Below are 14,292 nucleotides of genomic sequence, written 5' to 3'. Positions count from 1 at the left end.
CGTCAGCAAACCTTGTCGCGGCATGGCGACCCACCTCCCAGGGACGGCCCCACCTTTTTCTCCCGCTCGCTGAAACTCATTGCGTTTCCGCTACTGCTCCGGGCATCATTCGTGCGAACCGTTGGTACCGGAGGCGGTGCCGCGGCGTGTCGTCCAGTTGCTGACTGCTTGACCTGCCACTGTCTCCCCGAGGAGGCCCCATGAATCTGCACGGCATCAACGGGAGACGGGCTGCGCTGCTCGCCCTGGTCATTTCATTGAATCCCAGCGGCGCTGCACCGGCGCCGGCGCAACCCGCTCATCCCACAGTTTCACAACTTCTCGGCACATTTGAATGGCGCTCCGACGCGGCTGGCGGCGCCAATCGCTTCGACGAGGCGATCATTTCTTTCACCGTGCGGGAACTGTCCGACGGCCGGTTACAGGTGTCCGCGCGCGTGGACCTGGGGGAGGGCAAAGCCGGCGATGATTATCTCGTCAATCCCTATCTGCGACTGCAGCACGACAAGCAATATCTGCTGCACGGTTCCGTGGGCGGCAAACGGGCCGAACCCACGCCCGCCCGACTGGCACCCTTTGCCGCCGAGCTTGTCTTTGACAAGCCACCGGGCCCCATTGAAGGCTGGCATGCCGGCTATGAATCATATGTCGATGGCTCGCACGTTCGCGACAGTGGCAAGGGCGGGGAGGAAAGCCCGGCCCTGTATGATGCCATTGCACCCGCGATCAGCGGGCTGCAGTTGTTGCATACCTCGCCAACCAGTATCGCGCTGCGGTGGGAAACCGATGAACCGGCAGTGACGCGGGTGGAATACGGCGCCACCCCCGCCTATGACAGCAGCACAACCGCAAGCACTGAGCTGGCCACCGCGCACACAGTGCAATTGCTGAATTTGCTGCCGAACACGCTTTATCACTATCGCATCCTGGCATCGGATGCAGCCGGCAACACGGCGGCCTCGCCAGATTTCACCTTCACCACCCCGCTCAATGCCCCGGATACGCTCACCGTCCATGATGATTTCGAACGCACGGATCTCGGCCCCAACTGGACACGTGAGCCACAATATTGGACCATCACCAACGGCGAGCTGGATCACACGCCCGAGGCCTGGAAGTCATGGCGCTACCTCACGGTGTACAATGCGTTGAGCAATGGCGCCGGCCGCGAGATCATCGAAGTATCCTACCGCTGGGGCAAAAACGTCACGGCCCTGGGTGTACGCGAGGGCGCGCTCGCGCTCATGGTCGACGAAGACAGCCCGCATGCGAATGGCTATTGGATTTGGCATCGTTACGGCCAGGTCTGGCTGTGGACCATCAAGAACGGGGAATATGTCGGCGGGCTCGATCTCGGGCGCTGGTACGGCCTGTCCGATCCCGGCGCCGGGGATGTTGTCACCATCAAGATCCGGCAGGAGAGTGACGGCAACCATTTCGATTACTACATCAACGGCAATTACTCCGCCACTGCGCATGATCCCGTCCGGCATTTCCCCAAATCGGAGCAATGGTATGTCGGCTTCTTTCTGCGCGGCGAGGAGATGAACAACGAGGTCGATGATTTCCAGATCACCTACGTGCGCCGGCCCGGCGGGGCGGCCGCACCCGCGCTTTTGGCAGAGGGGGGGGCAACTGTGCCGCAACAGTTTTCCCTCTCACCCAACCACCCCAACCCCTTCCGCCACGACACCCGCCTGTGGTTGCACCTGCCGGAGGCGGGCCATGCGCAGGCGGTCATCTACAACCTGCATGGTCAGGAGGTGTTGCGCCTGTTTGACGGCCAACTGAACACGGGCACGCATGCGCTGCACTGGAATGGCACCACCACTGCCGGTCAGGCCAGCACTGGCATGTATTTCCTGCGCATTCTTTTTGAGGGGGAAAACGGCCGCCGGGAGTTGTTCACGCGCCGCATGATCCTGGCGCGCTGAGCGGGCCAGGCAAGTCTTCGACTCCGCAATAAAAATCCCCCTGCCGAGGTTTTGCCCCGCCAGGGGGATTTCTTTTTATGCGGGTTTTGGTGTGCTGCAGCACAGTGCTTGAGTCATCTTCACGCGGCACACGAAAGCCGGCAGGCAGAACTGCGATTCATCGTGATCATGCCGTGCCCGGATCCCTGCCACCCCCGCCGGTGAAGGGCGGCGCAGCAGGCGCGCGGAGTGGCGCTACGGCTGGCCGGTGAGCAAATTGCTCCAGGCTTCGCGCGTGAGATAATCGTTGAGCATGAACACGAACAAAATGATCAACCAAATGAAACCGGCCCCGGCAAAAACCCAGGTGAGCTTGCTGCTGTAGCGCACGTGCATAAAGTAGAGCACCACCAGCGTGGCTTTGGCGACCGCGATGCTCATGGCGATCAGGTTGTTGAACGGCCCGAGATCGATAAAAGCCACGATCACCGTCACGGCCGTCAAAACCATCAACGCCGCGAACACTGCATAGTACACACGCTTGGGAACGAGATGGGGACCCATCAATGACGACCTATGAGATAAAGTAAGGGGAACAGGAAAATCCAGACGATGTCAACGAAGTGCCAGTACAGCCCGAAGATTTCAATGGGCGAATTGTACTCGCGGGAGTAGCGGCCCTGCCGCGCTTGGTAGATGAGGAAGAAGAGAATGCCGATGCCAATCACCATGTGCAGCGCATGCATGCCGGTCATGGCAAAATACAGGGCAAAGAAAATCTGCATCTGCGGCGGGTGCGCTTCCGCCGGTTGAAACAAGGGGCCGGGGATGAGATGCTCGTGATACTTGTGCGTGTATTCGACTGCTTTGATTCCCAAAAAGGCCGCGCCCAGCACGATGGTGAGAAACAAAAATAGAATCAACTGCCGGCGGTTGCCCTGCTGGCCGTGGAACACTGCCAGCGCCATGGTCAAACTGCTGCAGATCAGAATGGCGGTATTGACGCCACCCAGCGTAATGTCGAGATAATGGCTGCCCTGGATGAAGGCCTCCGGATAACTCATGCGGTACACCAGGTAGGCGGCAAATAAACCGCCGAAGAACAGAATTTCCTGAATCAGGAAAGCCCACATACCCAGACCGGCAGCTTCGAATTGCTGGTCCAGGTCTTCGAAGTGATGGGCGAGCGCGGGATGATGCTGCTCAGACAAGGGCGGCCTCCTCTTCTTTGGCGTGCTCCCGGGCGAATTTCGCGTAGTCGTAGGCCTCTTCCGTCACCTCCGGCGTCTTGTCAAAATTATGCGTGGGCGGCGGCGAGGTGGTCTGCCACTCCAGGCCGGTGGCGCTCCAGGGGTTGGCGCTGGCATGCGGGCCGCTCTTGAGCGACCAGATGAAATAGATGAGCGGAATCAGGTAACCCACGCCCAAAATCGTCGCTCCCGCGGACGACATCACGTTCAACACCTGGAACTCCTCGGGGTAAACATGATAGCGCCGCGGCATGCCGAGGTAGCCGAGCACGAACTGCGGAAAGAAAGTGAGGTTGAAGCCGACGAACACCACCAGCGCTGCGAAACGCGCCCAGCCCTCAGGATAGAGCCGGCCGGTGATTTTCGGCCACCAAAAATGCAGGCCGCCGAGATAGGCCATGATCGTGCCGCCCACCATGATGTAGTGAAAATGGGCGACAACAAAATAGGTGTCATGCACGTGCACATCGACCGCCAGCGTCGACAAAAACATGCCGGTCAGGCCGCCGATGGTAAACAATCCGATGAATCCGATCGCATACAACATCGGCGCTTGATAAGACACCGAGCCTTTGTACAGCGTCGCGGTCCAGTTGAACACCTTGATGGCCGAAGGGATGGCCACCAGAAAACTCAGGAACGAGAACACCATGCCGGCATAAATCGACTGGCCGGTAGTGAACATGTGATGGCCCCACACCAGAAAACTGATCACCGCAATGGCCAAGCTGGAGAAGGCGACGAATTCGTATCCGAAGATTTTCTTGCGCGAGAAGCAAGTGACGAGTTCGCTCATCACGCCCATGGCGGGCAGCACCATGATGTAGACCGCCGGGTGTGAGTAGAACCAAAACAAATGCTGAAACAGCAGCGGATCGCCGCCGACCGCGGGATCGAAGATGCCGATGTGAAACAGACGCTCCAAGCCGACCAGCACGATGGTGATGGCCACCACCGGCGTGCCCAGCACTTGAATGAGACTGGTGGCATAATGCGCCCAGATGAACAGCGGCATGCGGAACCAGGTCATGCCGGGCGCGCGCATTTTGTGGATGGTGACGATGAAGTTCAGGCCGGTCAAAATCGAGGAAAAGCCGGTGATGAAAATGCCAACTGCCGCCAGAATGACGTTGGTGTTGGAATACGTGCTACTGTAGGGCGTGTAAAACGTCCAACCGGTGTCCACCCCGCCGAAGAGCACGGCAGCAAAAGTGAACAAGCCGCCAATTATGTAAATGTACCAGCTCAGCAGGTTGATGCGCGGGAAGGCCAAATCTTTGGCGCCAATCATCAGCGGCACCAAAAAGTTGCCGAGGATGGCGGGGATCGCCGGGATCAGGAAAAAGAACACCATCATGATGCCGTGCATCGTGAACATTTTGTTGTAGGTTTCCGACTGCATCAAGTCGGCGGCCGGCGTCATGAGTTCCAGGCGCACGAACACGGCGAACAGCCCACCGAGCAGAAAGAACAGGGTCACCGTGATCAGATAGAGAATCGCGATGCGTTTGTGATCGACGGTGAACAGCCAGGATTTGGCACTGAAGCCGGCATTGAGATAATGCCGTTTGGGTATCTCGTGCGGCTCGGCGATTTGATGATCAAACGGTCGAAAAACAGCAGTAGCCATTGTTGTTCTTCTCTCAGATTGGTGATGCCGGGGCGGGAACGCGCCGACGCCAAAACGCGCAGGCACTCTGCCAGCGCCTGCTTGTGCAATGCCAAGTGACTCTGTCCCAAAAAATTTCACCCACCGGCTGCGCCGGCGTTCACGGCAGGTCGCGTGTCAAAAAACGGCAGGCATTGTGAGGCGACGGCCGGGCCGTTCTTGAAACGATCGCCTGGCGTGCGCCGTTGCGACAGTCACTATTTCAACGTTTTGAGATAGGCCGTGATCTGCAGCAGACCCGCCTCGTTGATCTGTCCCTGAAACGTGGGCATGAGCGGATTGTAGCCAGCGGTGAGCTTGGCGGCGGGATTCAAGATCGATTCGCGAATATAGGCTTCATCCGCCACCACCGTACGGCCATCGGCGAGTTTCACTTGCCCGCCGTACAGGCCCACCAACGAAGGTCCGCGCGCGCCGGCAACGTTGGCATGGCAGGTGCCGCAGCCAAGCTGGTTGAACTTCTTTTCGCCGGCAGCTGCCAGGGTTTCACCGCTTTCGCTGCCACTCAGCCACTTTTCGAATTGCGCCGGTTCCATCACCACCACGCTGCCGATCATCTCCGAATGCTTGGTGCCGCAGTATTCCGCACAGAAGAGATGATAGACGCCGGTTTTGGTGGCTTCGAACCACAAGTGGCTATAGCGACCCGGCACCACGTCCTTCTTGATGCGAAACGCCGGAATGTAGAAACTGTGAATGACATCCTCGGTGGTCATGGTGAGTTTGACCGCCTGGCCGACCGGCACGTGCAACTGGTTGATCTCGCGCTGGCCATTGGGATGCTGAATGTACCACATCCACTGCTTGCCGACGACATAAATCTCCATGGCATCCCCGGGCGGCGCGGAATAGGCCTTGAAGTAAAGACTCGCGCCCCACCAGAAGACGATCACGGTGAGGATAAAGGGAATGATCGACCAGGCCAGTTCGAGTTTGAGCAAGCCGGGGATTTGCATCGGCGCTTCGTCTTCCGAGCGGCGGCGATAGCGCACGGCGAACACATAAATCAGGAAAAAAACCAGCAGCGAGAAAAACACCGAGAGACCAACGAGAAAGTAGTACAACAAGTCCACTTCCGCTGCCAGTCGTGTGGCCTGTTCCGGGAACAGTTGAAAGCCTTTGTCCATGATTCCGTACGATTTCTACTCATCCAAATGATCAGCCGGGGAGCGGGCTGCCGTTCCGGACAGCGTTTACCCGGCTTTGACGCCCGCCAGCTTGTTGCGCCGGTCGCGCCACAACATGGTCAGCACGAAACCTGCCAGCACGACCACCGTGGTCACACCCGCCAGACGCAGCACATTCATGATCACCAGACCGTATTTGCCGGTGCGGGGATCGTAGTGAAAACAATAGAGCAGCACTTGATCGACCGGTGAGCCAATCTCGTTTTGCGAGGCTTCGATCAGGCTCAGTCGCAGATCGCGGCTGGAATAATCGACGCCGTAAAAATAGCGCGCCAGCCGGCCTGCGGGCGTCAAAATCATCAGGCCGCCGGCATGCGCATATTGTTGCGAAACCGGATCGAAGGCATGGCGGAAGCCCACCGCTTCGGTGAGTTGTTTGATCGCCAGGGAATCGCCGGTGAGAAAATGCCAGCCGCGTTCCGCGCCCGGCCGGCCGTAGTCCCGCACATAATTCTTCTTTTTTTCCGCAGCCAGCGCCGAGGTTTCGCGCGGATCAAAGCTCACCACGATGATGTTGAATTGATCGCCGGCGTCAAACGACACCGCCTTGAGACTGCGATTCAAGCCATTCAACACCAGGTTGCACAACATCGGGCAATTGTAATAAATGAGGGCGAGAATCGCGGGCTTTTCGCCGAAATAGTGCTGCAGCGGCACTTGGGCACCGCTTTCATCGAAAAACTGCAGCGTCAACGGCACCTGATCACCGAGCTTTTGGTCGATGCCGATGCGTTTGAGAATCTCCGGCTGGTTGCCGGCATTCAAACCCTGGCTGCACAGCTCTGGTGTGCCGGCAAGCAGCAGGCCCAGCACGAGCCAACCCGGAAGCGCCGGCCACCGGGACACGGGGGTGAGCAGAGCGTTCATGGCCTTTCCTCCTGCGCGGCGCGGGGCCCGGCCGGCGCTGCCAGCCCGGCGGTTGCAGGTCGCACCGGCAGACCGCGCCTGAGCAACAACGCCATGGCGCTGTCGATCGGAATGCGCACGATGCCGGCTTCCCGCGCGACCCAGCCATAACCGTGCAACACGGAATCTTCCGCGGCAAGGAACGCCTGCAGATCACGCTCCGGCGTGATTTGCAGCCGGGGCGCCGGCGGAATTTGCCGGGCTTCAGCCAGCACATGGGGCGGCTCGGCCGTCTTCTCGTGCCGACGCTCGAAGAACACCAGGGCGCCATACATCAACGCCAGCGCGGCGAGAATGATGGCGAACAGTCCTATGCCGGAAAGCGCCAGCGAACGCGCATTGGCATCGCTGACTTCGTAACCGCGATGATTGTCCTGGTTGGTATGCATCATCCCACTCGATTCTGTATGAAACACCCGGCACCGCGGTGCAGCAGCGAGCCGGGGTTTTTCAATGCGAATGGTCCTTGTGACTGAAGGCGATTGCGACGCGGGGATCGTGCAACGGCAACAGGGGGCGATCCCTGAGCTGCCAGACGAACCAGGCCAGCCACAGCCCGCCGATGCCGACCGGCGCCGCCAGGTCCAGCCAGTGCAGGGCGAAGCCTTCGGAGCGAAGGCTCGGTACGACCAGCCAGAAGAGATCCGCGAAACGCATCACGATCATCCCCAGCGCGACTTTGACCAGCAGTTCAACCCGCCGCTTCATTTTGCGTGACAGCAGCAACACGAAGGGCAGCGCGAAATGAAAAACCACGAGCGCCAGCGAGAGCCACTGCCAGCCGCCGTGCAGCCGGTGCAGGTACCACGGAATTTCCTCGGGCAGATTGCCGGACCAGATGATGAGAAATTGCGAGAACGAGACATAGGCCCACAGCAGCACGAAGGCAAACATCAGGTTGCCGAGATCGTGGAAATGCTTGGCCGCCACCACCTCGGCCAGCGGTTGGTGCCGCACCAGGCGCGCCACCACCACGATGGCGAAGGCCAACGTGAGCAGCCCCTGCCCCACCACGAACAGCACACCGTAGATGGTGGAGTACCAATGAGGATCGAGCGACATCACCCAATCCACCGAGGCGAAGGTGAGCGTGAGCACGTAGATCACCAGGCTTGGCCCGCTCACCTGCCGCAGCCGGCGGGTGAGCAGCAGGTCGCCGCTGTGATCCTGCTGCTTCGACCAGCGGTTGAGAAAAAAGATGAGCACCGCCCACAGGGCAAAATAAACGAGCGTGCGGACGGTGAAGAACGGGACGTTGAGATAGCGCGCTTTGTGCTGCAAAATGGCGTCATGGCTGACCACCTCGGGCCGCGCCCACACATACAATTCCTGCAGGCCAAAGGCGAGCGGCACGCCCAGCACGATCATCAGCGGCAGTGTGCGGGAACCGGCTTCGAGCACACGCTGAATCGAGAAGCCCCAGCCGCCTCCCACCAGATGGTGCAGCGCCAGCAGCGCAAAACAGCCGAGGGTGAGGCCGAGCCAGAAAAGATAACCGAGCAGGTATGCTTGAAAAAACGGCGTGGTGCCGAGCGTGGCACCCACGCCACACAGTGCCAGCGCCGGCACGCCGACCAGCAGGGCGGTTCGCTGCCAGCGCGCCAGACCCGGCGTCAGGGTATCGGCAAGGTTCATGGCGTCACTCCCAACTGCGCGCGCTGGCCGGCCGGCACGTCGTCAAGCGTGGCATTTTGGCTCAGTTGCAGGGCACGAATGTATGCCACGATGGCCCAGCGATCCTTCACCGGCACACGATCGGCATAGCTGTACATTGTTCCAAAACCATTGGTGATCACATCGAAAAAATATCCCACTGGCGCTTCGCGCAGCCGCTGAATATGGAACGAGGGGGGCCGGCGCATGCCACGCTGCACGATCATGCCATTGCCGTCACCGACACGGGAATGACAGGGCGCACAGAAGATGTTGTAACGCTCCCGTCCGCGCGCCAGCAGTTCCGGCGTGAGGGCCACCGGCAGGCGATCCACCAACTGGTTGCCGGCTTTGCCAGTGTGAAGCGCGGCATCGGTGCGGAGCTGGCCGCGGGCAATGGTGCCGGGCACCTGGGGCCGCGAGGCGCGGCCATCCGCGAAAACCGTGCTGCCCTCCAGCGGTTCCAGACGGGGCTGATCGTGCATATCCTGCCGGCAGCCGGTGAGGAACGCAGCCAGCATCAGCAGCGCAAGTGTGGTGACCGGGCGCCAAAACGAGTTCTTTTTGCAGATCATGCGATACGGTTGTTTTTAATCACTCGCTTCAAATGTGTCGCAACAGTGGCCTCACGGCTCGACTTCGTGCACCGCCTCGGGCTGCAGGCTCTCCAAAAAGGCGCGGGTGGCTAACGCATCGAACTTGGGGTCCCCGGCCTCGATGCACAAAAAGAAGCGGTCACGCGAGGCGTGTTCGAAGCGCTCGACATTGAATACCGGGTGATAAGGCTGGGGCAGGCCGTTGAGCGCAAACATTGCCAGCACCGCGGTAAAGGCGGCGAACAAAATCGTGGTCTCGAAGGTGATCGGGATGAACGAGGGCCAACTGTTGAAGGGCCGGCCGCCGACATTGAGCGGGTAGTCGATCACCGCGGCGTAGTATTGAAAAAAGAAGCCGACGAAGCAGCCCACCAGTCCGCCGAGCAACACGATGCGCGGCAGGCGGTTGCGATGCACATGAATCGCTTCGGCCAGGCCTTCGATCGGAAACGGCGAGTAGGCGTCAATTTTGCGGTAGCCCTCGGCATGCGTGCGCCTGGCAGCTTCCAGCAGCGCGCCGGGCGTCTCGAACTCGGCCAGCAAACCGTAGAGCGCGCTGTTGTTGGTTGATTGGGTGCCGGTGTTCATAGGCTCACATTCACTTCTGGAGTAAAGCAACGGCGAAGCACGGCGCTTCGGCTTCCGTCCGCCGGCGCGGTTTTATTTGTGTTCTTCCACGGGCACCAGGGTGCGCATCTCGAAGATCGAGATGGCGGGCAGCACGCGCACGAACAGAAAGATGAGCGCGAAGAACAAGCCGATGGTGCCGAGATACGTTGCCCAGTCCCAGGGAGTGGGATAATACATGCCCCAGGCGGAGGGCAGGAAATCGCGATGCAAACTGGTGACGACGATCACGAAACGTTCCAGCCACATGCCGACGCTGACCACAATGGCGATCACGAACAGCCAGAGGGGGCTGCTCTGCACCTTTTCGATCCACAGCAACTGCGGCACCACCAGGTTGCAGAAGAGCAGGGCCCAATAAGCCGGGGCATAGGGGCCGGTCCACCGATTCCACATCATGTACCATTCATATTCGTTGGCGCTGTACCAGGCCATGAACGCTTCCACGGCATAACCATAACAGACGATCAGGCCGGTGGCCAGCATGATTTTCGCCATGTTGCGGAGATGCACGGTGGTGATGAAGTCTTCCAGGCCGTAGATCGCGCGCAGCGGGATGGCGAGAATCAAAACCATCGCGAACCCGGCATAGATGGCGCCCGCCACGAAATAGGGTGGAAAAATCGTGGCGTGCCAGCCGGGGATGATGGACATCGCAAAGTCGAAGCTGATCACCGTGTGCACCGACAACACCAGCGGCGTGGCCAGACCGGCGAGCAGCAGGTAGGTGGTTTCATAGCGCGACCAGTGCACCGCCGAGCCGCGCCAGCCCATGGCAAGAACGCCGTAGATCAGGCGCACCCACCGGTTCTTGGTGCGATCGCGCAGCGTGGCGAGATCGGGCAGCAATCCGATATACCAGAACAGCGCCGACACCGAGGCATAGGTGCTGATGGCGAACACGTCCCAGGCCAGCGGGCTGCGGGTTTGCGGCCAGAGCGCCATGGTGTTGGGATAGGGCAACAGCCAGTAAGCCAGCCACGGCCGGCCGACGTGAATGAGGGGAAAGATACCGGCGCAAGCCACCGCGAACAGGGTCATGGCTTCGGCAAAGCGGTTGATCGAAGTGCGCCATGTCTGCCGAAACAACAACAGGATGGCGGAGATCAACGTGCCGGCATGGCCGATGCCGATCCACCAGACCAGGTTGATGATGGCAAAGCCCCAGCCCACGGGATTGTTGATGCCCCAAATGCCCACGCCCTTGACGAAGAGATAGGCCAGAGCCGCGAACAGCATCATCACGCCGGCAAACGTGATGGTGAAGCCGAGGATCCAGCCTTTGGGCGTCTTGCGGGTGAGCACGATCGCGCTCACCTTGTCGGTGATCGAGCCGTAGGTGTGGCCGGGCGCGAGGACCGGTGCCTCCTGGCGGTATTTGGCCAGCTTGTTGAGCAGCGTTTCAGTTTGTGCCATGTTTCTTGCGCGATGATTATCGTCCCGCCTGTGCCTGGCAGTCACTTCGTTGCGGCATGCGGCACAGCCTTCGCTTGGTCCGCATGCAACTCACGCCGGGCTGCCTTCCTCCTGTAAGGCCGGATTGGGATTGCGCAGCCGCGCGAGATAGGTGGTGCGCGGCCGGGTGTTCAACTCGGCGAGCAGGCCGTAGTTGAGCGGGCTTTGTTTCAGTTTGGCCACGCGGCTGTTCGGGTCATTGAGATTGCCGAAGCTGATCGCCTGCGCCGGACACACCTGCTGGCAGGCGGTGAGAATTTCGCCGTCAGCGATGGCGCGATCTTCCTTTTTGGCTTCGATGCGCGCCGCGTTGATGCGTTGCACGCAGTAGGTGCATTTTTCCATCACCCCGCGTGAGCGCACCGTGACATCAGGGTTGCGCTGCAGTTTGAGAATCGGGGTCTCGAAATCGGAATAGAGCAGGAAATTGAAGCGCCGCACTTTGTAGGGGCAGTTGTTGGCGCAGTAGCGTGTCCCGACGCAGCGGTTGTAGACCATGTCATTCAGGCCTTCGGAGCTGTGCACCGTCGCGCCCACCGGGCACACCGGCTCGCAGGGCGCCTTTTCACAGTGCATGCACGGCACCGGCTGATGATAGGTGTCGGGATGATCGAGATCGCCTTCGTAGTAGCGGTCCACCCGAATCCAGTGCATCTCACGGCCGATCAACACCTGCTCCTTGCCGACCACGGCGATATTGTTCTCCGCCTGGCAGGCGATGGTGCAGGCGTTGCAGCCCAGGCAGGCATTCAAATCGATCACCATGCCCCAGGAGTTGCCGTCGTATTTGTGCTCGGGATAGAGCGACATTTCCGGCGGCGGTTCGTGCCCCATCTCGTGGACAAACTCCGGATGCGCCACGAATTCCGCCAGTGTACCCACGCGCACGAGATGGCGATTCTCCATGCTGTGATGCATCTGGCTGGTGGCCAGCCGGTAGCGGTCGCCGGTTTTGCGGATTTCCAGACCGTGGCCAAACCAGGGCGCGGCCGAGGTGCGCAGGGCATAGGCGTTGAAGCCGGTGCCGTTGGCTAGCTGACCGCCGCGGGTGCGGCCATAGCCGAAGTGAACGGTTACGGTTTCTTCGGGGTGGCCGGGCATGATCCACACCGGCGCCTTCACGGTGCGGCCCTGATAATGCAGTTCCACAACGTCTTCATTCTGCAATTTCAGCCGCTGTGCAGTTGCCGGACTGAGCAACGCCGCATTATCCCACGTCAGCTTGGTAAGCGGCTTCGGTAGTTCTTGCAACCAACCGTTGTTGGCGAAGCGGCCATCCCCCACGCTGGGATCCGGCCGGAAGCAAATGGCGAGGCCCGGGCTGGCGAGCGGTTCGGCGGGCGGCGGCACCTGGCCGGTAAAGTTGACTGACTTCAGCGGCAGGGCGGTATTGGCCACCACCCCGTCATGCACCGACACCTGCCAGAAGGTTTCAAAGTCCGGTGTATTATGATGCCTTTGCCAATACTCCCGCACCACCTCATAACTGCTCAAGCCGCTCTGGCCGAGCATGACGGCCAGTATCTCATGCGCCGATTTGCTGTTGTACAGTGGCGCAATCAGCGGCTGCAGGATGGTCACCGTGCCGTCGAAGGCACGGCAGTCACTCCACGCTTCGAGGTAGTGGGATTCGGGGATATGCCAGTGGCAAAACGCCGCGGTTTCATCTTCATACAGGCTGAGCTGCACCCGCATGCCGACTTTGGCAAGCGCGCCGGCGAAATCCAGATCGGCGGGCGCGGTAAACACGGGGTTGCCACCCAGGATCACCAGCACTTCAACGGCGCCGGCCTTCATGTCAGCGACCAGTTCGCGCAGCGACGCCATTTGCTCCACCGGCTCCGCCTCCACCGGCGCGGTGTACACGACGGTGTTGCCGGCATTGCCCAGCGCGTGATTGAGGGCATGTGCCAGCAGATGCACCACCGGCGGTTGGGTATCGCCGGCGATTACCAACCCCGCTCCGCGATGAGCCTTCAAATCCTCGGCAATCGCTTTGATCCATTTCTCGTGCGCGCGGCTGATTCCGGCCGGTTTGCCGCCCACCCCACATTCTGCCGCCACTGCCCGCGAGAAATGCTCGAGCGCTGCCGGTGGCAGAGCCAGGCGATGATCCGCCATGCTGCCGGTCAGGGTCGGCGTGCTTTCGATCATGTACAGCCGGTTCATCTTCATTTCACCGTCAACCACGCGGCGCTGCCTGGAAAAATCACGGGCGTAACGCACACTGTTGGGATGATCGATGAGAAAATCGGCATCGAGGGCAAGAATCACGGCGGCGCGATCAAAGCGGTAATGCGTCTCAACCACTTCCCCAAATGCCAGCGCGGCACCGGCGCGCGCCTGATCGCGACTGGTGGGTTCGTATTGATGCCATTTCGCCGCCGGGAAAGCCGCGTGCAGACGTTGCAATTGGTCCGCCAGCGTGGGCGAAGTGACAGTCTCGGTAAGCACGCGCAAGCCCGCACCCTGCTTTTGACGCTGCGCCTCCAGTTTGAGGTTGAAATCGGAGAGAAAAGCGTCCCAGGTGCTGACCCGGCCGGTGCGCGTGACCACCTGCGCCCGGTCGGGATCATAAAGCGTGAGCACCGAGGCCTGCGCGAAGATGTCCGTGGCGCCCAGGCTGGCCGGATGCTCGGGATTGCCTTCGACTTTGGTGGGCCGGCCCATGTGGCTCTCCGCCAACAGACCCCGCGCAAAACCGCGCTGCACCATGGCCGTGGCAAAGTAGACCGGGTTGCCGGGCACCAGTTGTTCGGGCGGCTGTACATAGGGAAAGATCTTCTCCACCGGCTGGCGTGTGCACGCATTCAAACCGGCGAGCGCCAGCGAAGCGCCCATGAACTTGAGAAAATTACGGCGACTGACCGCGTTGGAGTAATCCACCACGCCGGGCGCGAATTCATTCTCCACGAACTGCTGAAAGGCCGGCGTCTCAGCCAGCTCTTCCAGGCTGCGCCAATAGTGTCTGCCCTGTTTGCCGTTCAAACGCCGGCGGATTTCCTCCAAATCGAGGTGAGGCGTGTCCATCATCGT

General features: G+C 60.4%; 12 protein-coding genes. 1 reads left to right on the top strand and 11 read right to left on the bottom strand.

Annotated elements, in window-relative coordinates; all coding sequences use genetic code 11:
• Nucleotides 1–200 precede the first annotated feature (200 nt).
• On the top strand, nucleotides 201–1,934 hold the full coding sequence (locus tag ONB52_03880) for a fibronectin type III domain-containing protein (GenBank protein MDZ7415283.1): 1,734 nt from the start codon (nucleotides 201–203) through the stop codon (nucleotides 1,932–1,934).
• A gap of 234 nt (nucleotides 1,935–2,168) precedes the next feature.
• Here ONB52_03880 and ONB52_03875 read toward each other — a convergent pair whose 3' ends face one another.
• The 11 genes from ONB52_03875 to ONB52_03825 form a co-directional block, all read right to left on the bottom strand.
• Nucleotides 2,169–2,477: a cytochrome C oxidase subunit IV family protein gene (locus ONB52_03875; protein MDZ7415282.1), complete on the bottom strand. Its 309-nt coding sequence runs from the start codon at nucleotides 2,475–2,477 to the stop codon at nucleotides 2,169–2,171.
• Nucleotides 2,477–3,124 (bottom strand): cytochrome c oxidase subunit 3 family protein, encoded by a 648-nt coding sequence (locus ONB52_03870; protein MDZ7415281.1) that lies wholly within the window; start codon nucleotides 3,122–3,124, stop codon nucleotides 2,477–2,479. The genes ONB52_03875 and ONB52_03870 overlap by 1 nt, the downstream gene beginning before the upstream one ends.
• Nucleotides 3,117–4,793, bottom strand: a complete 1,677-nt coding sequence (gene ctaD, locus ONB52_03865; protein ID MDZ7415280.1) for a cytochrome c oxidase subunit I — start codon at nucleotides 4,791–4,793, stop codon at nucleotides 3,117–3,119. Before ctaD ends, ONB52_03870 begins: the two co-directional genes overlap by 8 nt.
• 236 nt (nucleotides 4,794–5,029) lie before the next feature.
• On the bottom strand, nucleotides 5,030–5,959 hold the full coding sequence (gene coxB / locus ONB52_03860; GenBank protein MDZ7415279.1) for a cytochrome c oxidase subunit II: 930 nt from the start codon (nucleotides 5,957–5,959) through the stop codon (nucleotides 5,030–5,032).
• A 66-nt stretch (nucleotides 5,960–6,025) separates the two neighbouring features.
• The gene (locus ONB52_03855; protein ID MDZ7415278.1) at nucleotides 6,026–6,886 is read right to left on the bottom strand and encodes an SCO family protein; all 861 of its coding nucleotides are present in this window, start codon (nucleotides 6,884–6,886) and stop codon (nucleotides 6,026–6,028) included.
• Entirely contained in the window at nucleotides 6,883–7,317 is a 435-nt protein-coding gene (locus ONB52_03850) for a hypothetical protein (GenBank protein MDZ7415277.1), read from the bottom strand. Before ONB52_03850 ends, ONB52_03855 begins: the two co-directional genes overlap by 4 nt.
• 58 nt (nucleotides 7,318–7,375) lie before the next feature.
• On the bottom strand, nucleotides 7,376–8,560 hold the full coding sequence (locus ONB52_03845) for a hypothetical protein (GenBank protein MDZ7415276.1): 1,185 nt from the start codon (nucleotides 8,558–8,560) through the stop codon (nucleotides 7,376–7,378).
• Nucleotides 8,557–9,153, bottom strand: coding sequence for a cytochrome c (locus tag ONB52_03840; GenBank protein MDZ7415275.1), 597 nt, complete (start codon nucleotides 9,151–9,153; stop codon nucleotides 8,557–8,559). The genes ONB52_03845 and ONB52_03840 overlap by 4 nt, the downstream gene beginning before the upstream one ends.
• A 51-nt stretch (nucleotides 9,154–9,204) precedes the next feature.
• Entirely contained in the window at nucleotides 9,205–9,762 is a 558-nt protein-coding gene (locus ONB52_03835; GenBank protein ID MDZ7415274.1) for a DUF3341 domain-containing protein, read from the bottom strand.
• Nucleotides 9,763–9,834: 72 nt separating this feature from the next.
• Nucleotides 9,835–11,217 carry a polysulfide reductase NrfD gene (nrfD, locus tag ONB52_03830; GenBank protein ID MDZ7415273.1) on the bottom strand — a complete coding sequence of 461 codons (1,383 nt, stop codon included), beginning with the start codon at nucleotides 11,215–11,217 and terminating at the stop codon, nucleotides 9,835–9,837.
• 90 nt (nucleotides 11,218–11,307) lie between these two features.
• Entirely contained in the window at nucleotides 11,308–14,289 is a 2,982-nt protein-coding gene (locus ONB52_03825; GenBank protein ID MDZ7415272.1) for a TAT-variant-translocated molybdopterin oxidoreductase, read from the bottom strand.
• Between the last annotated feature and the right edge of the window lie 3 nt (nucleotides 14,290–14,292).

The sequence above is a fragment of the candidate division KSB1 bacterium genome, from assembly GCA_034506255.1.
GTDB lineage: Bacteria > Zhuqueibacterota > Zhuqueibacteria > Zhuqueibacterales > Zhuqueibacteraceae > Coneutiohabitans > Coneutiohabitans thermophilus.
This window is presented reverse-complemented; position numbering and strand designations above follow the sequence as displayed.